General features: G+C 49.8%; 21 protein-coding genes and 1 pseudogene. 17 read left to right on the forward strand and 5 right to left on the reverse strand.

Annotated features, from left to right (window positions below; translation table 11 throughout):
- Window positions 1-30 precede the first annotated feature (30 nt).
- The 4 genes from KP806_RS00085 (at window position 31) to KP806_RS00100 (ending at window position 5,192) form a co-directional block, all read left to right on the forward strand.
- Window positions 31-912: a carbohydrate ABC transporter permease gene (locus tag KP806_RS00085; RefSeq protein WP_224721528.1), complete on the forward strand. Its 882-nt coding sequence runs from the start codon at window positions 31-33 to the stop codon at window positions 910-912.
- Window positions 913-995: 83 nt separating this feature from the next.
- A complete protein-coding gene (locus KP806_RS00090) occupies window positions 996-2,561 on the forward strand; it encodes an extracellular solute-binding protein (protein WP_224721529.1) in 1,566 nt (521 codons plus the stop codon).
- A gap of 101 nt (window positions 2,562-2,662) precedes the next feature.
- Window positions 2,663-4,426, forward strand: a complete 1,764-nt coding sequence (locus tag KP806_RS27730) for a sensor histidine kinase (protein ID WP_224721530.1) — start codon at window positions 2,663-2,665, stop codon at window positions 4,424-4,426.
- Window positions 4,401-5,192, forward strand: a complete 792-nt coding sequence (locus KP806_RS00100) for a response regulator transcription factor (protein WP_224721531.1) — start codon at window positions 4,401-4,403, stop codon at window positions 5,190-5,192. The genes KP806_RS27730 and KP806_RS00100 overlap by 26 nt, the downstream gene beginning before the upstream one ends.
- Here KP806_RS00100 and KP806_RS00105 read toward each other — a convergent pair.
- Entirely contained in the window at window positions 5,177-6,070 is an 894-nt protein-coding gene (locus KP806_RS00105) for a helix-turn-helix domain-containing protein (protein ID WP_224721532.1), read from the reverse strand. The two genes, KP806_RS00100 and KP806_RS00105, sit on opposite strands and share 16 nt — an antisense overlap.
- Before the next feature lie 574 nt (window positions 6,071-6,644).
- Between KP806_RS00105 and KP806_RS00110 the strand changes: the two genes are divergently transcribed.
- Window positions 6,645-7,157 carry a response regulator gene (locus tag KP806_RS00110; protein WP_224722389.1) on the forward strand — a complete coding sequence of 171 codons (513 nt, stop codon included), beginning with the start codon at window positions 6,645-6,647 and terminating at the stop codon, window positions 7,155-7,157.
- 204 nt (window positions 7,158-7,361) lie between these two features.
- On the opposite strand, the gene KP806_RS00115 is transcribed toward KP806_RS00110, so the two are convergent.
- Window positions 7,362-8,897, reverse strand: coding sequence for a sulfatase family protein (locus tag KP806_RS00115; RefSeq protein WP_224721533.1), 1,536 nt, complete (start codon window positions 8,895-8,897; stop codon window positions 7,362-7,364).
- Window positions 8,898-9,002: 105 nt separating this feature from the next.
- Here KP806_RS00115 and KP806_RS00120 point away from each other — a divergent pair, with 105 nt between their 5' ends.
- A complete protein-coding gene (locus KP806_RS00120) occupies window positions 9,003-9,890 on the forward strand; it encodes an AraC family transcriptional regulator (RefSeq protein ID WP_224721534.1) in 888 nt (295 codons plus the stop codon).
- Here KP806_RS00120 and KP806_RS00125 read toward each other — a convergent pair.
- From KP806_RS00125 to KP806_RS00135, 3 genes are read right to left on the reverse strand one after another with little or no spacing between them, the layout of a single operon-like run.
- A complete protein-coding gene (locus KP806_RS00125; protein ID WP_224721535.1) occupies window positions 9,885-10,379 on the reverse strand; it encodes a response regulator transcription factor in 495 nt (164 codons plus the stop codon). The genes KP806_RS00120 and KP806_RS00125 overlap by 6 nt on opposite strands.
- Complete coding sequence (locus KP806_RS27900; RefSeq protein ID WP_397376349.1) at window positions 10,303-10,506, reverse strand: response regulator; 204 nt, start codon at window positions 10,504-10,506, stop codon at window positions 10,303-10,305. Before KP806_RS27900 ends, KP806_RS00125 begins: the two co-directional genes overlap by 77 nt.
- A complete protein-coding gene (locus tag KP806_RS00135) occupies window positions 10,415-10,762 on the reverse strand; it encodes a sulfatase-like hydrolase/transferase (RefSeq protein WP_318153453.1) in 348 nt (115 codons plus the stop codon). Before KP806_RS00135 ends, KP806_RS27900 begins: the two co-directional genes overlap by 92 nt.
- Window positions 10,763-10,955: 193 nt before the next feature.
- On the opposite strand from KP806_RS00135, the gene KP806_RS00140 reads away from it, so the two are divergent.
- The 11 genes and pseudogenes from KP806_RS00140 (at window position 10,956) to KP806_RS00190 (ending at window position 24,598) form a co-directional block, all read left to right on the forward strand.
- Window positions 10,956-11,564, forward strand: a complete 609-nt coding sequence (locus KP806_RS00140) for a helix-turn-helix transcriptional regulator (RefSeq protein WP_224722391.1) — start codon at window positions 10,956-10,958, stop codon at window positions 11,562-11,564.
- A 233-nt stretch (window positions 11,565-11,797) separates the two neighbouring features.
- Complete coding sequence (locus KP806_RS00145; protein WP_224721536.1) at window positions 11,798-13,564, forward strand: sensor histidine kinase; 1,767 nt, start codon at window positions 11,798-11,800, stop codon at window positions 13,562-13,564.
- A gap of 217 nt (window positions 13,565-13,781) precedes the next feature.
- Window positions 13,782-14,774, forward strand: coding sequence for an ABC transporter permease (locus KP806_RS00150; RefSeq protein ID WP_224721537.1), 993 nt, complete (start codon window positions 13,782-13,784; stop codon window positions 14,772-14,774).
- Window positions 14,775-14,793: 19 nt separating this feature from the next.
- Window positions 14,794-15,675, forward strand: a complete 882-nt coding sequence (locus tag KP806_RS00155) for a carbohydrate ABC transporter permease (protein WP_224721538.1) — start codon at window positions 14,794-14,796, stop codon at window positions 15,673-15,675.
- Between the two features lie 132 nt (window positions 15,676-15,807).
- On the forward strand, window positions 15,808-17,382 hold the full coding sequence (locus tag KP806_RS00160) for an extracellular solute-binding protein (RefSeq protein WP_224721539.1): 1,575 nt from the start codon (window positions 15,808-15,810) through the stop codon (window positions 17,380-17,382).
- 102 nt (window positions 17,383-17,484) lie between these two features.
- A complete protein-coding gene (locus tag KP806_RS00165; protein ID WP_224721540.1) occupies window positions 17,485-18,441 on the forward strand; it encodes a response regulator transcription factor in 957 nt (318 codons plus the stop codon).
- Between the two features lie 272 nt (window positions 18,442-18,713).
- Window positions 18,714-18,983, forward strand: a pseudogene (locus tag KP806_RS00170) (oxidoreductase C-terminal domain-containing protein); the annotation flags it as partial.
- A gap of 315 nt (window positions 18,984-19,298) precedes the next feature.
- On the forward strand, window positions 19,299-21,164 hold the full coding sequence (iolD, locus tag KP806_RS00175) for a 3D-(3,5/4)-trihydroxycyclohexane-1,2-dione acylhydrolase (decyclizing) (RefSeq protein WP_224721542.1): 1,866 nt from the start codon (window positions 19,299-19,301) through the stop codon (window positions 21,162-21,164).
- A gap of 12 nt (window positions 21,165-21,176) precedes the next feature.
- A complete protein-coding gene (gene iolE / locus KP806_RS00180) occupies window positions 21,177-22,088 on the forward strand; it encodes a myo-inosose-2 dehydratase (RefSeq protein WP_224721543.1) in 912 nt (303 codons plus the stop codon).
- Between the two features lies 1 nt (window position 22,089).
- A complete protein-coding gene (gene iolC / locus KP806_RS00185; protein WP_224721544.1) occupies window positions 22,090-23,100 on the forward strand; it encodes a 5-dehydro-2-deoxygluconokinase in 1,011 nt (336 codons plus the stop codon).
- A gap of 52 nt (window positions 23,101-23,152) precedes the next feature.
- Complete coding sequence (locus KP806_RS00190) at window positions 23,153-24,598, forward strand: CoA-acylating methylmalonate-semialdehyde dehydrogenase (protein WP_224721545.1); 1,446 nt, start codon at window positions 23,153-23,155, stop codon at window positions 24,596-24,598.
- Window positions 24,599-24,616 lie beyond the last annotated feature (18 nt).

Here is a 24,616-nt window from a genome sequence, read left to right on the forward strand (position 1 = left end):
TCATAAGAAACAGGAGAGTGAGAAACCATCATGCGCCGTAAAAAAACGACCGAAGACCGAATACTGGACGCGATTATTTCCGTTATTCTTTTTATCGTTGTCTTCGCGACGCTCTATCCTTTCTATTATATTCTATTGATTACGTTTAACGCGGGTACCGACACCGCGGCCGGCGGCATGTATTTGTGGCCGCGGCAGTTCACACTTGGTAACTATTTATATTTTCTTGAGGATCCCAAGTGGATCAGCTCATTCGGCGTTTCGGTACTGCGAACAATCACAGGTACCGTGCTTGGCGTCCTGTTCACAGGTATTGTTGCCTATGGATTGTCCAAGCGCGATTTGATCTTCCGTAAAAGCTACTTCATGATCGTCGTTGTGGCGATGAATTTCTCCGGTGGGCTCATTGCATTCTATGTCGTGCTGAAAAGCTTGGGCTTAATTAATACGTTCGGCGTCTATGTCATTCCTGGCATGCTTAACTTGTTTTTCCTATTGATTGCGATTACGTTCTTCACTGACATTCCTGAGGAGCTGGGTGAATCGGCAAGGATTGACGGAGCCTCGGAGGTTCGCATTTTCGTAAAAATCATTTTACCTGTCTCCATGCCGCTTCTGGCGACGATGAGTTTGTTCATTGGCTCCGGGCAATGGAACGCATGGCTCGATTCCGCTTATTTCGTCCAAGAGGAAGGACTGAGAACGCTAACCTACCGCATGATGCAAGTGATTAATCAGTCGATGGTTCCGTCGGGCGAAGCCCAGTCGGCAGCGATGTCCAGGTCCAGTGTTACGCCCTTTTCCATTCAGGCGACGGCCATGGTTGTTTCCATAGTCCCGATCCTTGGTGTTTATCCGTTTTTGCAAAAATATTTTGTATCCGGCATGATGCTCGGTTCGGTCAAAGGTTGATATGTTTTTGATTCCGATTTTTGGGTTGTCCGGTGGAAATCAGCCGGCATCCTTAAAATAATAAATATCGTGGGGGAATAAAAATGAACAAAAGCTCTAGATTGCTTATTATTCTGGTCGCGGCATTATCGTTGGTTCTGTCGGCATGCAGCGGCGGCAATGCGCCTGCCAACAACGGCTCGGCCAATAGCGGAGAGGATAGCGCAGCAGGGAATGGGAGCAGCAACGGCTCCAAGGCTCCTGTTGAGCTGTCGATGTTCGTGGATGCCAGCTGGTATCCATTCCAGGACTGGACGGGCGAAATACCGGAAGCGATTACGAAGGCGACCGGCGTCAAGCCAAAGGTGACAGTGGCTACCGACGATAAACAGCTCGCATTGATGGTCGCCTCGGGAGATTTGCCCGACATTGTCGTTTCCTTTAACTTCAAGCTGATGTCGGACGGCAATTTGAGCTTGCCCTATAATGAAATCTTTCCGAAATATGCACCAAACGTGAAGTTTGACCCGGTCAAAGAGCTAGTCAACACCGTGAGCGACGGCAATTATTACGCAATCCGAAATGATTTCTCTTCCGAAGCGGAGTGGAAGGCGAATCCTTACGCCCACATGATGGTGCCGGGACTTACGATGCGAAAGGACATTTTGGAGGAGCTGGGAAACCCGTCAATCAAGACGCTTGAGGAACTTGATAACGTGTTCGCCGCAGTGAAGGAGAAGCATCCCGATATGGTGCCGCTTATTTTGAACCCAAACTGGCAGCGCCCATACTTTGATACTCAATTCGGCGCTGCGGGAGGTTTTGTCGACAAGGACGGCAAAATCGAATATTACCTCAGGCAGGATGACACTCGCGATTCAATGCTCTATATGAACAGCTTGTATCGCAACGGTTTTGTTACATCCGAGAATTTTGCCTACAAAAATGAATCGGAAACTGAGCAAATGATGTTGTCCGGCAAGGGTTTTGCTTATACATGGACGTATTCAGGCGCGGATCGATTGAACGCAAGTGGAAAGGACAGCGGCCTTGAGTTCGTGCAGCTGGCAGAACCGCTCGGCGATAAGGCATCTGTCATCAGTACGGGAACTGGCGGACTCGGCGTTTATGTGACAAAGGATAACAAGGACGTGGAGGCGACGGTTAAGTTCCTGGAGTATTTGTATTCGGAGGAAGGCTGGCGGCTAGCGGAATGGGGAATAGAGGGGAAAGACTGGACGTGGAATGAAGCGGGATATCCGGAGTTCAATTATAATGTTCAGGATCTGGAAGTTCTAAAGCAGAAAGGCGTTTATTGGTGGGGTGTGCCGACGGAAACCGGCGTCGGTATGGCTCTCGGTTCTTATAAAAGCGGATCGGAGACGACGCGCCAAGGGGAGGCCTACTCTAGAATTACGACTTTTAACCCGGCAATCGGGATGATTAATCCGGATACCGATTCACCCGAGCAGATCATTCGGACTAACATCGACAATATGGTAAAGACCGAGATAACGAAGGTGTATTTGGCTCCGACGGAGGAGGAAGCTTTGAAAGCTTATGCGGACATGCTGGAGAAAGCAGAAAAAATTGGCATGGTTAAGCTGGAGTCATGGGCGACCGAGCAATACGGTCCGTTAAAAGAAAAGTATGATGCTTTAACGAAGTAGAGACTGCCTTTTAAGCTCATAGGAGAAGCAATCCCGTTTGAGGGCTGCTTTCCTATGAGCTCCTTCAATTTTATACCTATTCGTCAAGGGAGTGACAGTACGTGCGCATCGGAACCAAAATGATCATCGGCTATCTTTTTCTCGTCGTGCTCCCGTTTCTTGCCTTTGCGTTATTTATTTATTATCAACTGCATGAACGATTAATGACGCAGTATCAACTAACCAATCAGCAAAATATGGAGCAGCAGGTTGCAAACCTCGAAGAAGGCATGGCTAAAATCGAATCGTTGTATTCCATTTACCAGAACAATACCGCGTTAATTGAATTTTTGCGCGGCGATTATGCGGATGATCGAGAGCTTATTTATTCGTTTTTGAAAGAAATTAGTCCCGCTTTCTCCTTCGCAGCTCTCGGCGAGCCGATGGTTAAACAAATTATTGCGTACACGAAAACCGAGAAGCGCCTGCTTGCCGTACCTGAGTTTGGGGATTATTCGGAGCTTAACGGCGTACTAAGCACAGAGGAGATGGCAAAGCTCCGTCCTGCCAAAGGATTGTGGAAGAAATCGTTCGACTCGGCGTCCGGTCCCTCTCTGACCTATTACCACAAGCTTTACAGCGATACGTATAGCAGCGAGCTCGGAATCCTCCAAATGATGGTGAAACCAGCAATCATCGAGGAGTTTATTCAAGCGCTTAGCGCCATGCATCCGAATAATACGATTTTAATGATCGACTCTGAAGGTGCAATTGTCTACAAAGTTAGGGACAGGCTGCTAAGCTCCGGGCAGCTAGTGGATATTCAATCGACTGTTATGCAAGGGAAAGAGAAGTTGTTCAGGGCAGACCACGGAAATCTGTTGGTGAATTCAGTGCAGGCTCCGCGTCTTGATCTAACCATCGTTGAGGTGAACCGGCAGGACATCTTATTTCAATCGATGTGGACGAAGCTGTGGTGGGCAGGAGCGGGAGCTTCATTGCTCATTGTACTGTCTGTTTTTTATTATGTACTTTTATCGTCATTGACGAAACGGATCTTGTTATTGTCCCGGCACATGAGAAGGGTCGGACAGGATTTTCTCGGCAACCCCTATGCCGGCAAACCCGGCAAGGATGAGATCGGATTCCTTATTTCGAACTATAACGCGATGATCGGCCGAATTGATGAACTGGTCAACCGTGTCCAGAAGGTGGAACTACTGAAGAAGGAAGCGGATTTTAAAATGCTTCAAGCGCAAATTCAGCCCCATTTTCTGTATAATACATTAGAAACGATGCGAATGCTGGCCAGGTCTAATCGGGATCATAAGGTTGCGGAGATGGCCTTTTCACTAGGAAATCTTCTGAGGTACAGCTTATCCAAAAATAACGATACGACACTGATGGAAGAGGTGGAACATATCCGCTCGTATATCGCGATTCACCAAATCCGGATGCAGGATTTGAGGTTTGCATTCGAGTCGGATGATCGTCTGTTAACGATTCGATGTCCGAGATTTATTTTGCAGCCGCTTGTGGAAAATGCTTTGCTCCATGGAGTGTCCGGCAAAAAAGGCGGAAAAGAAATCGTCGTCAGGTTGAAGCAAGGCAAAGGTTGCGCGGTCATTGAGGTATGGGACAACGGGAAAGGCCTTGAACAGGATCATCTCTTGCTGTTGAGAAGAATGATAGATGGAGAAGCGGCTGCAGCTTTAACTCATAAAGGTACAGGTATAGGGCTTAACAATGTTACGGAAAGAGTCAAAGCCTATTTCGGCCAAGAATCTGGAATGTCTATCGAAAGCAAGGCTGGTGAATGGACGAAATGCTCACTTAAACTGATGTTGGAGGAAAATGGCCATGCTCAGACTGATGATTGTAGATGACGAGCCTATTATTCTGTCGGGGATACGAGATATGGTCGAGCAAGCGAATACGGCATTTACAAGAATTGTAACAGCTTGCGACGGAACAGAAGCGATGGATAAGTTGGCTTATTTTCGTCCGGATTTAATTATTACCGACATCCAGATGCCCGATATGGACGGGCTCACTTTTATTCGCCATGCAAAAGCTAATCATGTTACGCGCTTCATCATTCTTTCGGGCTATGACGTTTTTCAATACGCGCAGGATGCTATACGTTTACAAGTTGCGGAATATTTGCTGAAGCCGATTGACGAGAGGCAGCTCATTGCACTATTGAAGCGTATGGCACTTGAGATTATTGAACAGCAGCATACCCTTGCAGCAACCATTAGCGGGCAGGAACCGGGTGAAGAGCAAGATTCCACTAGCGAGCATGTTAAAATGCTAAAGGACTACATTCACAATAACTTTATGAAAGATATTTCGCTTTCTGACGCCGCGGCTTATTTAAATCTACATCCGGCTTACACCGGCCAATTATTTAAGAAGGAGACGGGCAATTCATTTGTGCACTATATTAATCAATGCCGCATTGACAAAGCAAAAGAATTGCTTGCTGGCAAAAACCAAGTCACTCTCGAGAAGATCGCAGCTTGCGTAGGCTTCGAAAACCGCCGCACGTTTTATAAAGTATTCCGCAAATATGTTGGCCAGACACCCGGGGAGTATAGGGCGGGCATTCGGCCAACACAGCCTATAGATGATGATTATGAAGGGTTTTGATGATCCCTATATGCAGTTGGGGTTATACCGTAATGCTTTTTAAAAGTTTGATTGAAGTGTTCAAGCGTCTTAAAACCTGTTTGCTCTGCAATACGACTTACGGACATCTGGGTTGTTACTAGAAAATAAGCTGCTGCACTCATTCTAGCCTGCTGCCGCTTCTTCGTAAAAGAGACCCCGTAGTGGCTTTGTAACGTTCGTTCCGTCTGCCTCACGCTGAGACCAAGCTTATCAGCTAGCGAATGAAGCGTAATCGATGCGTAATCACCTAGAAAACTGCTCTCGATAATCACAAGCCGGTTATCGTCGAGTGTTTTTAGGTTTACGGGATGAATCGAAGGCTGATTGCTGGTATAATTACGGACCAGCTTAATAATGATCTGCTCAATGATCCCGGCTATGATCGAATAATACCCTATATATTGATATTTAGTTTCATGCGCAAGCTGCTCGAATAACGGCAGCATTTGCTGGGTATCTTGTCCGATCCAAAAAGGCGTCCGGGTTAATATTCCCGCCAGGTGGGCGAGGTCTTGGCCCTTCGCGGTCTTGTCCGCCATGCTGGCGATGTTTCCAATTACTTCGAAGCAAATGCAATATTCGGCCATAGGGTCTTCAGGATTTGTAATCTGCTCGTGGGCCACATCTGGACCGGTCATGAATAGGGTGTTAGCCGATATCGGATAACGCTTGCCGTTTGCGACCAAGGTGCCTTGCCCTTGCGGAATGAAATGCATCTCGTAGCTTTTATTGCTATGCACATGCTCCTGCATCGAACAATAGAAATAGCCGAAGCGTACGTAAAGGATGTTCAACATAAGATCGCCGAAAGGGATCTTCACGTCCATATGGTCCATGCGTATGGGAGGAAAGATCATGGGGTAACCTCCGTTTCCTATATCTATCATAGCTTTGCCAGCATGTATACGCAACGTATGCACAGCGAAAATACGAGATCTTGTTGCGACCGGGAGCGGGCCTCGTGACGGATATTATCGCACTGGTTCGGACTGTAAGAGAAGGTTGAGGACAAGAATAAATTCATACATGGTTAATTTTAGGACAGATTTTGGTGAAAATGAGTTTAATCTGTTTGCTGGCTGCGGTCAATCGGATCGGGAGCGCTTCTTTTTCCGGTTAACGAGGGAGCGCTCCTTGGTCTCTTAACCAGCAATCGAGAAGATGAAGCGGATGTTTTCGGACGCCACGATTGAAAATAATTTCATGCAGACTCCTCCTGCGTTAAACGTTCTTAATATCTCACAATCACCTACGCTTAAAGTTTAATTTTTTACCGACTCTCAGATGTGATACGTTCATATAAAACAGTATTGGTACCAACAAACGTTAGACTGTATCCATCAGATTATCGATCAGGTTAAAGCACATACTCTCGCAGAACCGGATCTCGTTTTCAGAACGGTCGTAGATTGGGAAACCATTGGCATTGAACTGGCCGGCGAGGCGGAGGATGGCGTCGGCGCGCTTGAGTTGATCCAGCGTGTGCGCCCGGACATCGTAATGGCAGACATTCAAATGCCCCAAATGGATGGAATCACGCTGCTCGCCGAATTGGAACGTTTGGACATTTCCACACGCGTCATCATCATTAGCGCTTATCGAGATTTCGAATATGCCCAGAAAGCGGTTAAATACGGCGCATACGATTATTTGCTGAAGCCGATTTATGAAGACCAGCTGCTCGAAGTTGTCAGCCGATGCATCGCTGACATCACTCGGGAGTCGAGGCAGCTGACGGAATGGAACAAGATGGCCGAATACATGAAGGAAGGCTTGCCGTTAGCAAGGCGGAAATACCTGGAGTCACTGACAATCGGCAAGGGATACGACTTTTTGTTTCTCCCCGCTCTTCTGAAGCAACCGATTGCGAAGCACGGTTTCTCCAGGACGCGGGCCGCAACATTTTGCGTGCGTATCGTAATCAGGAAGTGCTCGACGCGGTGATTCGGTCCAATGAAACGAAAGCGTACGTGCGGTTGAACGGATAGCCGGGATACTTCTGAGACTGTGATAAACGTAAGAAATCTCAAGGGAGTGGGCGAAGAAATACGCATCTTTCCCAATGGTGGAGAAGTACACCCATTTCCGAAACAATTTGAGGCAAAATAAAGAGAGCGCAATCAAGCTCTCTTTATTTTGCCTCTTTATTTAAGCGCCGGTAATACGCGGCATTGCCAGCGATTCCTTGCCAAGCTCGGCCCAAATGTACTTGAGCAGAAGCTGGGATTTCAGGCCTGCGCTGGCCGGGTCGTTCCATAAATTACGGAGCTCCTTCGGGTCCTCCTGCAGATCGAACAGCTCTCCGTACGTTTGGTTGTAGTACACCGTTATTTTGTATCTCGCATCGACGTACGTTTTCTGATGAATCGTCGTCGGCTCGTGACGGAATTCGCAGATCGCATGGTCGCGGGCGCTGAACTTCGTTCCGCGCCACACGTCCTTTTGGTCGACGCCGGTCATGGCGCTTGGAATCGGAAGGTCGCAGAACGACAAGAAAGTTGGCGCCAAATCGACAAGTGATTGAATCGCCTCCGACGTGCTGTTCGCCGGAACCTGTCCCGGATAACGCACGATGAACGGCAGTTTGAGCAAATCCTCGTAGTGGAAGCCGCCCTTCGCCTGCAAGCCATGCTGGCCGAAGAAATGGCCGTGGTCTGTCGTGAACACAACAATCGTGTTGTCGGCTATGTCCAGCTCGTCCAGCTTGTCGAGAATGCGTCCGATATATTTGTCCATCATGCTGACCATGCCGTAATAAACGCCGACAAGCTTTTTCTTGTCGTAATCGGTCAGCCTTTTGCGTTCCCCGTACTCGTAGTAATGGTGCGAGCGGTAGCCGTGGATACCTTCTCCGGTTTCGCTCCAAGCCGAAAAGTCAGGGTTTTCCTCCTGGGTCATGCCGAAGTGCGGCGGGTTCTGGTCATGCTCGCCCGGTACGATCGACGGAATGGTCAGAAGATCCGGATCGTACATCGAATCCCAAGGCTCCGGCACCAAATATTCCGGATGCGGATCGAAGAAGCTGGCCCAGTGGAAGAAGCTTTCACCCTTCTTCGCATATTGCTCCAGCTGATCGTTTGTCCGCTCGGCAATCCAGGTGTTGTAGTGGTACTCCTCGGGTATCGGCCATTTGTAAGTGATGGAGCGGTCCATGTTACCTGTCGGTGGAAGGAAATAGTCGCGCCAGTTGCTGCACCCCTTTTCTTCCATCCATAGCGCGTAATGCTGCCCGACATGGGCTTCGTTCGTATGGTTGCGCGTAATCTCGATATGCTCAAAGCCGTAGAAAGGACCGTTGAAGCTGCGCCAGAAATCCAGATCCTGTAATACCGGATAGGATTCCAACGAAGGGTATCCCTCGGCAGACCGCAGCGGCTGGAAATGGGCTTTGCCGACTAGCGACGTTCGGTAACCGGCTTGTTGAAAGTCCTCACCTACCGTGTGTCGGTCTTCAAGCAGTTTCGTTCCAAGCGTCCATGCGCCATGCTGACTCGGGTACATGCCCGTAATCATCGAGGCGCGGCTAGGCGTGCAGGTTGGATTCGGGCAGTAGGCGCGGTTGAAAGTCGTGCCTTCCTTGACGAGACGGTCTAAATTAGGCGTATGAATTTCTTTATTAAAGGCTCCGATCGTGTTCCAGTGCTGCTGGTCGCTTGTAATGAGCAAAATATTCGGTTTGTTCATTCGCTCGCCTCCTTTTTCACCCATTATAAGCTTGCAGGTATCGCAGATGAATAGCTTCGTGTATGATGATTTTAACGATTTGTTCGTTTTAAGGAGGGGATATGGATGGAAACCGGCAGCATGAAAGAGTATGAGTATGAATATGCGGAATATTTGTATGCGACTTCACCCATTTCAGATAAAGAAAATCCGATACGGATCGTACGTGGCGGAATCAGCGACGCTAAATACAACTACCGTTCGGGACCCAAAAGGATTGAATGCATCAGTATACATTTTGTTCGTCAGGGGAGCTTGGTTCTCGAATTCAAGGATCAGCGCCTGCGTCTCGAGGCAGGGGATTTGTTCTGTCTGTATCCGAACGTTGCTTACACTTATTACCGACCGAAAGAGGAGGACGCGGATCCTCTTAAGCTGTGCTGGCTTGCGGTCGACGGTTCGGAAGCGGAATTGATGCTGAAATTGTCCGGCTTCCACCCGCAGCATCCGATTGTGCGCGGCGGTTGGAGTGATCAGGTCGAAGAGGGGCTGAACGAAATTTATAAAATGCTTCGCGAACGGCAGTTCATGACGGTCTACGGACATTTGGATTTGAGGGGCCGTTTGTATCTGCTTTTTGCCTTATTAATCAGGCAGCACGGCGAGCCGGAAGCGACGGAGCCCGCCGGTTCGGTCCGATTATGGGCGGAGTACATGGAGCGTCACGCCGCGGAGGGCATTACCGTGCAGCAGGTGGCGCGAATGGCGGGTCATAACCGAACATATTTCTCCACCAAATTTACCAATACGTTCGGCATGCCTCCGGCCGAATACATCTACAAGGTACGGATGAACCGCGCCAAGGAGCTGCTGATCGGTGAGGAGGCCTCTATTACGGAAGTCGCGTTTTCTTTAGGGTATCCGAATTTGTACACCTTCTCGCGAGCGTTTACCAAATACTTTGCGATGTCGCCGTCGGAATATCGGCGCAGGTATCGCGAAGAGCCCTTATAGGTCACGATATTCCGAGGGCCTTAGGCCGACATGGCGCTTGAACGTTTCGGAGAAGTGGCGATTGTCCAAGTAGACGACCATGCGACCAATCTCATGCACCTTCAGCACCGGATTTCGCAGAAGCCGCTTGGCCTGTTCCATGCGCTGCTCTGTAATGAAATGGATGAACGTTTGTCCGGTTTCGGCGCGGAACTTGCGGCTGAATGAGACGGGATGCATGTTCGCGATTTCGGCGGCGCGCTCGAGCGAAGCCTCCTCCAGATTGTCGGTTACCCACTGAATGCTGACCTGCAGCACGGTTTGCGGAGCGGCCGGAGCGGCGGCTTCTTCATCCTTCGCCTGTTGGTCATGAAGCTGCAGCTGCTCGCGTACTTTATCCAGACAAGCACGGAACTCCGCGTCGTCCAGCGGCTTAGTTAAGTAGTCGAAGGCGCCCCAGCGAAGTGCCTTGCGGGCATAATCGAAATGAATAACCCGATATGAATACAAACAGCATCCGCTTGCCGTGATCCTTATGGATTTGCTCAAGGAAGGTGAGCCCGTCCATGCCGGGCATGCGAATGTCGCAAAGAATTAGATCGGGGTCTACATGCCGAAGCGCCAGCTCGGCGTCGATACCGTTCTCCGTTTCGATCGGTCACTAAATGGGTATAAACTCCATTCGTCTTTAATAGCTCCGGCATGGAATCATCGAACGGTTCAATCGGTCCCCAGCTTCGATGCAGAAAATTATGCCTGCTTGTATGAAGCTCTCTTCTGGCCGGCATACAAGCCATGCTGCCAATGTAGGCCGTATCGAAGGTGACCGATTTTTCGGACAGCCTTCGGAAATTGGGCGCTTTTACCCAGTCGCAGCCGTAGTTAGGCATCATCAGCCGATTAACGAATCAAACATGATCATTATCGTTTTCATCCCTTGTCCACTCCCCGGAACATCGAAATTACGCACTAATTTTGTGTGTTACAACTCTTATATTATTCAATTAAGTTGCTAAATAACATGCTATATTAGGAGATAATCATATTATAATGCGAACAAATGAAAGGGGTTGTCGATTGCTGTTGATGAATGAATCCGCTATTCAAGGACTAAAGGAAATTATTCATCTTGTACCTGTAAAGCATTCGATCCGGCTGCATGGAAGCTACAGGTTTGCCTCTATCCGGGTTGGAAAAGCGGGCTGCGATTATCCCTACTTTGAAGCAATTTCCGACAAGCTTCACTCGATCTATCACGGGGATTACGAACCGGAAATCAAGCAGATGACGGCGGTTTATGTGCACCAGTTGATAAATGAGCTCTATTTGCTCCTTTCAGGGACGAATATTGCCAAGATGAAGTCGGCCACCAAAGCTCAATTAGCCAAACAATATATCGAGGCTCATGCGGACAAGAAGATCAACATGCAGGAAATTGCCGATCAGGTAGGCGTGTCGGTCAGATACTTGCAGAAGATGTTCAGGGCCGAGGTGGGCTATTCGCCCAAGGAATATCATCTGTCCGTTCAGATGGACAAGGCCTATAGATCACTGGTGGAATACGGTATGTCTGTGGCCCAGGCGGCCGAGGGGCTAGGATACAGCGATCCGTATACTTTCTCCCATCAGTTCAAGAAGCATTACGGCGTCCCTCCTCAGACGGTTAAGAACAGGGGCGGAAGGGATATCAGATGAAGTGAAGCAGAGCATTTGCGAAATTTTTGATGGTAAGTAGCTTATAAAAGGATAGAATTCACTCCAAACATAAGAGGAGAAGACGGCAAAAGCGAAGGCCGTCGGCCATAGCGAAGCAGCATAATCTATCGAAACACATATTGTCTGCTGCCGAAGTTCGCTCGTATAATGGTTGCAACAATAATGGAACCGCTTCAAAACGAAGCTGCCCGCTGCGAAGGAAGGCTGTTGCAATGAAGAATATGAGGATCGTCCAGAAAATGGCGCTAGGTTACTTGCTGCTCGTGCTTTTGCCGATTATTGTGTTCGGCGGCTACTTGTACAATCAGTTTTATATGGACGTCATGTCGGAGTATTCGGAAGGAAAGCAGAAGCTGGTCGTTCAAGCCGGCGAAGGGTTCCGTTCGAGTTTGAATCAGGTGGAATCGCTTCATGCCCTGCTCCTGAACAATCAGCAGCTAATCGAATATCTCAGCGGCTATTATCGTACGGAGCTGCAGCATGTGTACAACTATCTCAAAGACATTCGTCCGCTGTTTATTTACGCGCAATCGCGCGATAACGGGATCTCATCTATTAAACTGTACAAAACGCTTCCCAAAGTCCATTCGGTCAAGGGCGAGCTCGAGGACTTGAATCAAATGGACGGGAAACCGCTGGCTCTGCTTAGCGAAGTCAACGTAGACGAAGGCGTATGGCTGCGCCATAGAGGAGCCGAAACCTCGGCGCTTCCAAGCTTGAGCTATTATCAATATGTGTATAACAACAGCTATACGAAACCGTTGGCCGTGCTGGAGATTAATACAAACGATTCATTGCTGCACAATTTTCTGAAGGCGGTCGACGTCAATCGGAATATGCAAATGCTAATCGTGCAAGACGGCGAGACCGTGTACCGGAACGAAGGGAACCTGCTGGACGACGAGCAGACGGAAGCTTTGCTGGCTATGGCCGATGAAAGCGAACAAGGCTACGCATACTTGCGCAAGCAGAGGATGCTCGTGAACTCGTTGTCGGTCCCCGAGCTGTCCACTACGTTCTACTTCTTCAGTCAGATGGACGAAGTATTCGTGGATATCCGGACGAAGGTCATTGTGCTCGGGCTCACGCTGCTAGTATCGCTGGTTGTGCTAACGGGGATCTATTACGCGACGGCCTCGTCCCTCGTTCGCCGGATTCTTGGTTTGGCAAAGCATATGCGGCATGTGGACGAAAGCAAGCTTACCTATTATAAGGTCGGGAAATCCAACGACGAAATCGACTTTCTGACGCGTTCCTACAATTCGCTTGTGAGCCGCATCGACGAGCTGCTCAATACGGTGCATAAAGCCGAGCTTATGAAGAAGGAAGCGGACTATCTGGTGCTGCAAGCGCAGATCAAACCTCATTTTCTATACAATACGCTCGAATCGATCCGCATGCTGGCCGAGATCAATAACGACCAGGAAGTGGTCGACGCGACCTATACGTTCGGCCGGCTGCTTCGCTATACGCTGAATGCCGGCGAAAATGAGACGGAGCTGCGGCACGAAATCGATAATGTTCGGCACTATTTGGAGATGCATAAGCTGCGCATGCTGGACCGTCTAAGCTTCTCCATTCAGGTCATGACGAACATCGACGATTTTCGCTGTCCGCGATTCATCTTGCAGCCGCTCGTGGAAAACTGCATCCAGCACGGCATCGGGCGCAGCCGCAAGCCCGGGGTAATCGATATCGTCATCAAACGGGAAAACAGAGAGCTTCTAATCGTGATCGCCGACAATGGACCGGGCATCCCGCAAGATCGTCTGGTCTTGATTCGAGACGTGCTCGGCAACGAGCGGGATCGGCAGGATCTGCAAAGCGAAAATTCCGGTTATGGCTTGTACAATGTCAACGAGCGGATTCGCGCATTCTACGGCGGACAGACGCGATTGCTTATCGATAGCCGTGAAGGAGAAGGCGCAGCATTTACGTTGAAGCTTGCGATGCCGGAGAGAAGACATAGTAAAGATTAAAAGGAAGAGATTGATAGAATGGGACTCTCTTTTTGCGGGAGTCTCTCTGTCTGCCGGCTTCAGCGCTGGAAGATGGAATATTCGGATAACTCACAAAATGGTTGCGCTTTCAAAGTTCTTAAAATCGATCGCTGTTTTTTAAGTTTTCAACACTATCCAGGCTAAGCCATCTACTATACAATTTTACCCAAGGAGAAGAGGGAGGAGTGAACATAGTTTGGAGCAGCTAACGGAAATAAACGCATTAGAGGAGACGAAGCGGCTCCCTGCGGTAAAACGATCGATCTGGCGTGAAATTGTAAAGCAGAAATATGCTCATATGTTCATTTTAACGGGAATGCTGATCGTCTTCGTGTTCCATTACTTACCGATGTTCGGCATACTGATGGCATTCGAGGATTATTCCATCTCGAGCGGCATTAAAGGGATTTTTACGAGCGAATGGGTAGGGCTCAAATATTTTAAGGAATTTGTTAGCGCTTACAATTTTAATCTCATTGTAACGAATACGCTGGCAATCAGCCTATTGAAGCTGCTCTTCACCTTCCCGATGCCAATTTTATTGGCCATCATGTTCAACGAAGTCCGGCATCAGCTCTTTAAGCGTTTCGCGCAGACCGTCAGCTACTTTCCGCATTTTATTTCGTGGGTCGTCGTTTCCGGCTTGCTCGTTATCTTCTTATCCACAAACTCCGGAATTGTAAACGATTTACTGAAGGGGTTGGGCCTTACCGAAAAATCGCTTCCTTTCCTGTCGAGTCCGAACTACTTTTGGGGACTGGCCGTTACGACTGCGATGTGGAAGGAGGCGGGCTGGTGGGCGATTATATTCCTCGCGGCGATCAGCGGTCTCAATCCTTCGCTGTATGACGCGGCGGAGATGGACGGGGCGGGCCGCCTGCGCCGCATCTGGCATATTACGCTGCCGGGCATCCGCGGCACGATCGTCGTCGTTCTCATACTGGCTGTCGGAAGCCTGCTTGGCGGGGGTCTTGTGGGATCCAACTTCGAGCAATCGTACTTGCTCGGCAACGCGATGAACAGCGAACGATCCGAGATTTTGCAAACGTACGCCTTTAAGATGGGCTTGGCCCAAGGGAGATACGCGTACGCGACGGCAATCGATCTGCTTCAATCGATCATCGCGATCATTCTCGTATTCGGAAGCAATTATTTATCCAAAAAAATAACGAAAAACAGCTTGTTCTAGCAGCGGAAAGGAGTCGCTTATGCATCGCAGAACCGTCGAGGACCGCATCGTGGATACGTTAAATATCAGCTTGCTTGTCATCATTGCGCTCGTTACGATGTACCCCTTTTTTTATCTGATTATTGTTTCGTTCAATAACGGACTTGACACGTCGCTCGGCGGCATCTATTTTTGGCCAAGAGACTTTACGCTTAACAATTACGCGAAGTTTCTGAGCGATCCGAAGTGGCTGATGGCCTTTGGCGTCTCAGGGCTGAGGACGGCTGTAGGCGCGGCTGTCACGATCTTTTTTACATGCTTGACGGCATACGGTCTGGCGTATCGCAATCTGGTGTTTCACAAATTTTACTTTTCGTTTTTTATCGTTGCCATGTACATGTCAGGCGGACTTATCCCTTATTACGTCGTATTGCGCAGCTTAGGATTGCTCAATTCGTTTGCGGTCTATATTGTTCCCGGCGCGGTGACGATCTTCTTCTTGATCATTGCGGTCTCGTTCTTCCGCGAAATACCGGCGGAGATGGAGGAGTCGGCGCGAATCGACGGGGCATCGGATTTAACCATTTTCTTCAAAATGATCCTGCCGGTCTCTAAACCGCTCATTGCGGCAATGGGATTGTTCATAGGCGTAGGCCAATGGAATTCATGGATGGATTCGGCTTACTTCGTCAACAAAGACTCGCTTCGCACGTTAACCTACCGGATGATGGAGGTTATCAATCAAGGCATGATTCCGACTGACCTCGCATCTGCGGAGCGGGCTGCGGCCATTACAGGCGTAACGACATTCTCGATACAGGTTACGGCGATGGTGATTGCGGTCATACCGATTCTTCTCGTGTATCCTTTTTTGCAAAAGTATTTCGTGCAAGGGATTATGATCGGCTCTGTAAAGGGTTAAACGGCAGAGTTGCCGGCACCTTGCATATTACGCTGGTGGAGCACGGAAATAACCGAAATTTCAAGCGCGTTATATTCCGTTTTCCGTTTTCGCATGAATGAGATGCAGCAACAACAAAAGGAGGCAATTTCAATGATCAAGGTGATGAAATCGACATGGTTGTTAGCGCTTGCATTGATGCTGTTGCTGACAGCCTGCTCGGCGAGCAATAACGGTAAACAAGGGGGCCAAGCGACTAACGCTGCCAGCTCAGGAACTGAAAACGACGTAAAGCCTGTCGATGATTCCACCGAACAAGAAATCGTAGAGCTGGACTTATTCGTTAATATGTCATGGTGGCCTCTGAAGGACTGGAGCGGCAAAATACCGGAAGAAATTACAAAGAAAACGGGCGTTAAGCTGAACATCCAGGTTGCAGCCGACGATAAGCAGCTTCCGCTTCTGATCGCTTCAGGCGACCTGCCTGATTTGGTGTACACGGCTACCGATCTGACGCGCATGGCCGATCCCGATGTTTCCTATCCGCTCGGCGAATTAATCGAGAAGTATGTGCCGGATTTCAAAATCAGCCAAGAGCGCATCGGCGTCAACACAATGCCTGACGGCAACTTCTATACGATACGCAATGCATTCTCCACGGAGCAGGAATGGATTGATAATCCGAAAGCGCTGCCGGGCGCGAACGGCATGACGTTACGTCAAGACATTATGGAGGAGCTGGGCAACCCGGAGCTGAACAACTTGGAGGATCTCATTTCGATACTGGCCTCGGTGAAAGCGAAGTACCCGGATATGGTGCCGCTCGTTTGGGACAAAGATCAAATCGGCCAAAATCTGCGCATCAACTTCGGCTTGAAGAAAAGCAACGGCTTCGTGGACATCGACGGCGCAGCGCGCTATTACCTGAAAGACGAGAATTATTTGGATTACTACCTGTACATGAACCGTCTGTACCGCGAAGGCTACATGCTTGCCGAGAACTTCACCTTCAAGGACGCGCAGCAGGACGATCAATACGTATTGAACGGACAAGCCTTTGCCCACGGTGCCGGCAACGCCGATATGACCAATCCTCAATTGGAGGAGCTCGGAAAGCCGTTCAAAATGATGCAGGTGACGAAGCTGCTGAGCGGCAAGGCAGGTATTCCGATGGGCGGCTCCGGCTGGGCAGGCATGTATATTACGAAAAACAACAAAAATCCGGAAGCGGCGATCAAATTTCTGCAGTACATGTACAGCGAGGAAGGGCAAAAGCTCGGACTTTACGGCATCGAGGGCGAAGATTGGGAATGGAATGACGCGGAGAAATATCCGGTTATGAAATATGATTTCAACAATACTGACATTCAAACGCAAATGGGCGCCGTTTGGTGGGGGCTGATCGGCAGCAGCGGCGTTAACGAAGCGCTCCAGCGGTACAACCCGGATTCTCAAATGACGCAATGGGGTCTGGCCGCCAGGGAGGCGCTCGAATTTAACCCGGCTCTCGGTCTCGTCTCTACAGAGCCGGATACGGAAGAGCAAACGATCGAAGCGCAAATTCGCAACATGGTCACAACCGAGGAGCTGAAAATCTATATGGCGGCGTCCGAAGAAGAAGCGAGGGCTCAATACGAAGCGTTGCTGCAGAAGGCCGAAAGCCTTGGGCTCGCGAAGCTGGAAGAATGGGCTACGGCGAAGTACAAGGAATATCAGAAAAATTTCTAATCGTATATTGATGGCAGTCGCCGTAAAGGGGATGATCGCAGGCATGGCCGAAATGCTCAAGCATTTCGGCCATTTCCCGCACAAATTTAGGAGGAACCTTACATGAATGTCAACCGTCTGCGAGAGAGATTTGCTTCTCCGGATCCGGATTTCGGCCCGGTGCCGTTTTGGTGGTGGAGCGCGGAGGAAGTAACGGCGGAACGCGTACGCTGGCAATTGCAGATTGAGCTAAACGATGACTTTCGGAAACAACCAGCCGTAACGGATAAGGAGGGTTATAGCATGCTGAACCTGATGATCGTAGATGACGAGCCCTTCATGCTAAAGGGGCTTATTAATATTATTGAGAAAGGGCAAACGCCATGCTCGGAGATCGTCAGCGCTCACGATGGAATCGATGCGCTTGAGAAGCTGGAGAACTACCGTCCCGATTTGCTTATTACGGATATTCAGATGCCGGAGATGAATGGGCTGGAACTGATTCGAAAAGTGCGCGAGCGGGGCTTGTGCAATCGCTTCATCATTTTGACCGGATACGACGATCCCGTCTACCTGCACCAAGCGATACGCTGCAAAGTGATCGATTATTTGTTGAAGCCGATTAATAAGACGGAGCTTTATGACATAATGTCGAATCTGTCGCTTGAGCTGCTGGGTGGCGAGGAGGAGGTATTTTCCCGGACTTCTTCGGACTGGGAAGAATCGGTCCCGGGCGTCGACTACGATCAAATGTCCAAAAACGTCAAAAAAATTATCCGCCATATCGAAACGCATTATACGGAAAATATTTCGCTGGACCAAATTGCCGAGCATGTATACCTGCATCCGAACTATATCAGTTCGCTCTTTCGCAAGGAGACGGGGCTTACGCTGATCCATTATTTACACCTTTACCGCATCAAGAAGGCTAAGGCATTGATACTCGGCGATTCGGAGGATTCCATGCACCGCATATCGGAGCAAGTCGGATACGAGAGCGTTCGGCACTTCTTCAGCGTTTTCAAAAAATATTGCGGCGTCACGCCGAGCGAATACCGGCAGCACTACAAAATGCATTGATCATTGCTTAACAAGAGAAGCTTGAGCGGATTGCGCGTGGCGCTGGCCATCCGTACAGCAGATTACATTTCTCTGTTATGACATGCCAGGAAGCGGTTCAAGCGATCCGAATGTTCGTGGAAGAGGGAGTAAAAAGTAGAAGTTGAAGGAGAAGGTGTGGCGGTCATTCTGGCTGACGGCAGCCGGATTACTTCAGGGATAGGCGCAGTGCCGGAAACGTCGCTTGCGGAGTCCTGTGGCTTAGAGGTCGACAATGATATTGGTTCTGGTCTGACCAGTATGATATGACGCTTCAGGTGACTGGGCTGGCAGACGCCGCGGTCTCTTTAATCGAACGAGATCAGGGAGAATCAGACAAATTGTTCTTTCACCTGTCAGCTGACGGTCAACTGTCGGCAGCCAGCGGTATGGGTACAGGCGGAGGGATTTCCAAAGAGATCAGGCTGGCAGAAATGCTGATCGAGAAGAGGGCGAATCCGGATCCGGCAGCACTTGCCAATCCAGGTGTGCGATTAAAGGCTCTTTTACGGGAGTGCGAATAAAAAAGATGTAGTCGGATAAATCGTTGCTTAAATAGTATACCCTAAACGGTTTCGTCGGAGCGTTCTAATCATTATCGGTCGTTCATTGAGCTTACCCCGAAAGGGCTCTACGAGTCGATCAATTGAACCTCCGGCGATTCTTTGCTTTTTTGCGAATTGTGCTGCTTCAGAATTTATCCATAAAATAATGATTGATTTGCTTAGCACTTATTTGTAAGATGTAGTTAAGCGCTTCACCAATTATTTTAATGGCATTATCATATTATATATTTTTATTAGAGAATAAAGCGCTTAACGTCAGTCGAGGAGGATACTATGAGTACAATCCGTTTAACAATGTCACAGGCCTTACTGAAATTTTTAGACAACCAGTACATTTCCATTGACGGTGTAGAATCAAAGTTCGTTGCAGGGGTTATGGGGATTTTTGGCCACGGCAACGTGACGGGAATCGGTGAAGCGTTGGAACGGAGCCCGGGCAGCCTGATTTTTGTGCAAGGCAAAAACGAACAAGGAATGGCGCACGCGGCGACCGCTTATGCCAAGCAAACGAACCGCACCAGTATCTATGCATGTACGACCTCAATCGGACCAGGCGCTTTGAATATGGTTACTGCAGCCGGAACGGCGACGGTTAACCGCATTCCGCTGTTGCTCCTCCCGGGAGACAACTTTGCATCCAGACAGCCTGATCCGGTATTGCAGCAACTGGAAGCCGGACATGACTATACGATTGCGGCAACCGACTGCTTTAAACCAGTGAGCAAATATTGGGACCGCATCGTGCGGCCGGAGCAATTGATGAGTGCCGCTCTTCAAGCGATGCGGGTGTTAACGGATCCGGCGGATACTGGAACAGTGACACTTGCTCTGCCACAGGATGTGCAGGCGGAAGCTTACGATTACCCGACATCGTTCTTTGAGAAAAAGGTACATGTCGTGGAGCGCCTGCGTCCTTCGACTGATGCGATAAAACGAGCGGTCGGGCTCGTTTCCTCGAAGCGTAGACCTTTAATCATAGCAGGCGGAGGCGTGCAATATTCCTTCGCGACGGAGACGCTTGCCGCCTTCGCCGAAAAATTCGGCATTCCGGTCGCCGAGACGCAAGCGGGCAAGGGCTCCTTGCCTTGGAATCATCCGTTAAACGTCGGGGGCATTGGCGTAACCGGAGGATTGGCTGCAAACACGCTGGCAAAAGAAGCAGACCTGATTATAGGTATAGGGACGCGATATTCCGACTTTACGACGTCCTCCAAATCAGCGTTCCCGCATCAGGACGTCCAATTTTTGAATATCAACATCAATCGTATGGACGCGGCAAAGCTGGAAGGAACGGCATTGGCCGGAGATGCGAAGGAAGTGATCCGCCTGCTTACCGAAGGGCTAGCGGAAGCGGGATATGCATCTGCCTATAAGGACGGGGAGATTGCTGGCGTCAATGCGGAGTGGAATGCTGAAATAGACCGGCTGTATATGCTGGAACGGGAAGATGGCTTTGCTCAAACGCGGGCACTTGGTGTAATTAATGAAACGATAGACGAAGATGCCGTAATCGTCTGCGCTGCAGGCAGCCTGCCGGGTGATCTTCAACGGTTGTGGCGGGTTGGTTCGCCAGGCGGATACCATATGGAATACGGATTTTCCTGCATGGGTTACGAGGTGAGCGGTGCGTTCGGCGCAGCGCTGGCGGAACAAGACCGTGAAGTTTATGCCCTCGTAGGAGACGGTAGTTATTTGATGCTTCACTCTGAGCTGGTGACGAGCTTGCAGGAAGGAAAGAAACTGACAGTGTTGCTGTTCGATAACCACGGTTACCAATGCATTCATAATCTGCAGCGCGGACATGGCAGCGACGGCTTTGGCAACGAATTCCGCTATCGCGAGTCTGAGACCGGCCACTATACCGGCAGGCCATTGCCCATTGACTTTGCGGGACATGCCCGCAGTCTGGGGCTTGCCGCGTACAAAGCGTCTAATGCGGAGGAGCTTCGCCAAGCGCTTAAGCAAGCTAAGGAAGAGACGCGCTCAACGCTAATCGAAATTCCCGTTTTGGCCGGTACGAATACAGGCGGATACGAGTCGTGGTGGAATGTCGGCGTTCCAGCCGTGTCGGAGAGCGCAAAGGTCGTTTCGGCGCATCAAGAAATGAACAACAAGCTGGCACAGGCCAAACCTTATTAGGAGGAGTTATAGATGGCGTTGTTTCCTTTTCAATTAGGCATTCATCCGATCAACTGGGTCGGGGAGGACGTAAAGGAGCATGGCGAGCATACGACCTGCGAGCAAATTTTGGATGACATTCAAGCACTCGGTTTGACTGGGACGGAGATGGGCAGAAAGTTTCCGAACGATATCGAGCTGCTTAAGAAAGAGCTTTCGAAACGAAATATTCAGCTTGTTTCCCAATGGAAGTCAGTGCTGTTCTCCGATCCCGCTTACCGGGTATCGGAGCTGGAAGCTTTCCGTAAGCATGCCGGGTTTTTACAGCAGATGGGAAGCAAGGTCATCAGTACCTGCGAAGTGGGCGGATCGCTGCATTTCGATCCCCGGCGAACGCCGAACGAGACCGAAGTGATCCGTCTGGATGAAGCCGGCTGGGAGAGCCTGGCCGAAGGCTTGAATGCTGCCGGAAAAATCGCGCTGGAATACGGGCTTAAGCTGACGTATCACCATCATGGCGGGACTGTGATTGAAAGCCCGGAGGAAATCGACAAGCTGATGGCATTAACAGATCCGGAATCCGTTTTTCTGCTGTTTGATTCAGGCCATGCGTTGTACGGCGGAGCGGAACCAGCGGAGCTGCTTCGCAAGCATTATAACCGGGTCGCTTATATTCACCTGAAGGATGTACGTGTAAATCGGCTTGAAGAAGCGAAAGCATCCGGTGCCGATTTTGTTACTTGCATCCGCAACGGCGTGTTCACCGTTCCGGGTGACGGGAATATCGATTTTCGTCCTATCTTAAATGAGCTTCTAGCTCGTAAATACGACGGCTGGGCATTACTGGAGGGCGAGCAGGATCCAGGTGAGCATCCGGCACGCGAATATGCGGAAAAAGCTATTGAATACCTTAGCTCTTTAATTGGTGAGAAGGAGAGTGCGTAAGTTGGCTGCCATTTCTTTTCCTTCCGATAGGAAGTTCGATTTTACAGCGATTGGCCGTCTATGTATCGATCTCAATGCGAATGAAATCAATCGTCCGATGGAGCAGACTATGACGTTTACGAAATATGTAGGCGGTTCACCGGCGAATATTGCAATCGGGATGAGCCGGCTGGGCAACAAAACAGCATTCATCGGCAAAATCGCGGACGATCAGATGGGCAGATTTATCCGGAGCTACCTCGACAATGAGGGGATCGACACAAGCAATGTCGTAACAGACAAGACAGGGGCCGTTACCGGCCTGGCGTTTACCGAGATCAAAAGCCCATCGGAATGCAGCATTCTCATGTACCGGGATAACGCTGCCGATTTGCTGCTGAATCCGCTGGAAGTGAGCGAGTCGATCATCGCGAACAGTAAAGCGCTGCTCGTTTCCGGCACGGCGCTGGCGGCAAGTCCTTCACGCGAAGCCGTGTTTCTGGCGTTGGATTACGCCCGCAAGCATGGTACAACCGTTATTTTTGATATCGATTTCCGTCCTTATACCTGGGTGACACCCGAAGAAACGGCTGTCTATTACAACCTGGCAGCTGAAAAAAGCGACATTATCATTGGAACACGTGAAGAGTTTGACAGCATGGAGCGGTTCGAGCAAAACGCGGAAAACAGCGACCGGTTCACTGCTTCCAAATGGTTCAACCATTTCGCAAAAATCGTCATCATTAAGCATGGTAAAGAAGGTTCTATCGCCTATACAACGGACGGTTTGGAGCATCGGGCGAAATCGTACCCGGCCCAAGTCGTCAAAACCTTCGGGGCGGGAGATTCCTACGCGGCCGGCTTTATTTATGGAATGATGTCAGGAATGACGATTGAAACAAGCATGGAGTTCGGAAGCGCAGCAGCTTGTATCGTCATCTCCAGCCACAGCTGCTCGGATGCGATGCCAACGGCAGAGCAAGTCAAGGATTACATCGAACGCTGCAATCGTGGTGAAATTATCGCAAGTTAGACTACGGAGTCATCACATATGAACGTACAACTTGAAGAAACGAGGGAATCACATGACGACTACACTTAAAAACTGGATTGGCGGACAATGGGTCGAGGCCTCTGCCGAGAAGTATGACAACGTATATAATCCTGCAACCGAGGAAATCTTGGCACTAGTTCCGCTCTCTTCCGAAGCAGACGTGGATGCTGCCGTTCAAACGGCAGGAATTGCCTTCAAGAGCTGGAGCAAGACGCCGGTTCCTAAACGTGCCCGCGTATTATTTAAATACCAGCAGCTTCTTGTTGAACATTGGGAAGAGCTTGCACGCCTCATTACGGCAGAGAATGGCAAAAGCTATGCCGAAGCGTACGGCGAAGTGCTTCGCGGTATCGAATGCGTTGAATTCGCAGCAGGTGCTCCTACACTTATGATGGGCAAGCAGCTCCCTGATATTGCAACGAATTTGGAATCCGGTATGTACCGCTATCCGATCGGTGTTGTTGGAGGCATTTCGCCGTTCAATTTTCCAATGATGGTTCCTTGCTGGATGTTCCCGCTTGCGATCGCTTGCGGCAACACCTTCGTGCTGAAGCCTTCTGAGCGTACGCCGCTGCTGGCTAACCGCCTTGCCGAGCTATTCCATGAAGCAGGTTTGCCTGCGGGCGTGCTCAATATTGTCCATGGTGCACATGACGTAGTTAACGGCATTTTGAAGCATCCGAACGTGCAGGCTATTTCTTTCGTTGGTTCGCAGCCTGTTGCCGAATATGTATACAAAACGGGCACTTCTTACGGCAAACGTGTTCAAGCGCTGGCCGGCGCTAAAAACCATTCGATCGTCATGCCGGACGCAGATCTTAACCTCGCGGTAAAAGAAATCGTCAGCGCGGCATTCGGCTCGGCGGGCGAGCGCTGCATGGCTTGTGCCGTCGTCATTGCTGTCGGAGAAGCAGGCGATGAGCTGGTACGCAGATTGTCCGAAGCGGCGGACAACATTACGATCGGAAACGGGCTGGATGAAGGAACGTTCCTTGGTCCCGTTATTCGCAAGCCGCATAAAGAAAGAACGATTGGCTACATTGAATCCGGCGAGAGCGAGGGCGGCTTGCTGGTGCGTGACGGCCGCAAAGATGCTGCCGCTCAATCTTCCGGTTATTTCGTAGGACCGACCATTTTCGATCAAGTCAGCTGCGAGATGAAAATCTGGAAAGACGAGATTTTTGCTCCTGTCCTCTCCGTCATGCGAGCAGAAACGCTGGAAGAGGCGATTGCGATCGCCAACCGTTCGGAATTCGCCAACGGCGCTTGTCTGTTCACAAGCAGCGGCAGCAGCGTAAGGCAGTTCCGCGAGACGATTGACGCAGGAATGCTTGGCATCAATCTTGGCGTACCCGCGCCAATGGCATTTTTCCCGTTCTCGGGCTGGAAAAAATCATTCTACGGCGACCTTCATGCCAATGGCACAGACGGCGTAGAGTTCTACACCCGCAAAAAAATGGTAACCGCTCGCTGGTAATCGAATCCTGACTTGGAT

Origin of the sequence: Paenibacillus vietnamensis, from assembly GCF_020169515.1 — a bacterium.
Lineage (GTDB): Bacteria > Bacillota > Bacilli > Paenibacillales > Paenibacillaceae > Pristimantibacillus > Pristimantibacillus vietnamensis.

Excerpts from the sequence above, each read along its gene's own strand:
- KP806_RS00190 (WP_224721545.1), top strand. The coding sequence starts at position 23,153 with ATGACGACTACACTTAAAAACTGGATTGGCGGACAATGGGTCGAGGCC.
- KP806_RS00115 (WP_224721533.1), bottom strand. The coding sequence starts at position 8,897 with ATGAACAAACCGAATATTTTGCTCATTACAAGCGACCAGCAGCACTGG.
- KP806_RS00140 (WP_224722391.1), top strand. The coding sequence starts at position 10,956 with ATGAATGAATCCGCTATTCAAGGACTAAAGGAAATTATTCATCTTGTA.
- KP806_RS00155 (WP_224721538.1), top strand. The coding sequence starts at position 14,794 with ATGCATCGCAGAACCGTCGAGGACCGCATCGTGGATACGTTAAATATC.
- KP806_RS00090 (WP_224721529.1), top strand. The coding sequence starts at position 996 with ATGAACAAAAGCTCTAGATTGCTTATTATTCTGGTCGCGGCATTATCG.
- KP806_RS00105 (WP_224721532.1), bottom strand. The coding sequence starts at position 6,070 with ATGATCTTTCCTCCCATACGCATGGACCATATGGACGTGAAGATCCCT.
- iolE (WP_224721543.1), top strand. The coding sequence starts at position 21,177 with ATGGCGTTGTTTCCTTTTCAATTAGGCATTCATCCGATCAACTGGGTC.
- KP806_RS00085 (WP_224721528.1), top strand. The coding sequence starts at position 31 with ATGCGCCGTAAAAAAACGACCGAAGACCGAATACTGGACGCGATTATT.
- KP806_RS00100 (WP_224721531.1), top strand. The coding sequence starts at position 4,401 with ATGCTCAGACTGATGATTGTAGATGACGAGCCTATTATTCTGTCGGGG.
- KP806_RS00120 (WP_224721534.1), top strand. The coding sequence starts at position 9,003 with ATGGAAACCGGCAGCATGAAAGAGTATGAGTATGAATATGCGGAATAT.
- KP806_RS00145 (WP_224721536.1), top strand. The coding sequence starts at position 11,798 with ATGAAGAATATGAGGATCGTCCAGAAAATGGCGCTAGGTTACTTGCTG.
- iolD (WP_224721542.1), top strand. The coding sequence starts at position 19,299 with ATGAGTACAATCCGTTTAACAATGTCACAGGCCTTACTGAAATTTTTA.
- KP806_RS00135 (WP_318153453.1), bottom strand. The coding sequence starts at position 10,762 with ATGATGCCTAACTACGGCTGCGACTGGGTAAAAGCGCCCAATTTCCGA.
- KP806_RS00165 (WP_224721540.1), top strand. The coding sequence starts at position 17,485 with ATGAATGTCAACCGTCTGCGAGAGAGATTTGCTTCTCCGGATCCGGAT.
- KP806_RS00160 (WP_224721539.1), top strand. The coding sequence starts at position 15,808 with ATGATCAAGGTGATGAAATCGACATGGTTGTTAGCGCTTGCATTGATG.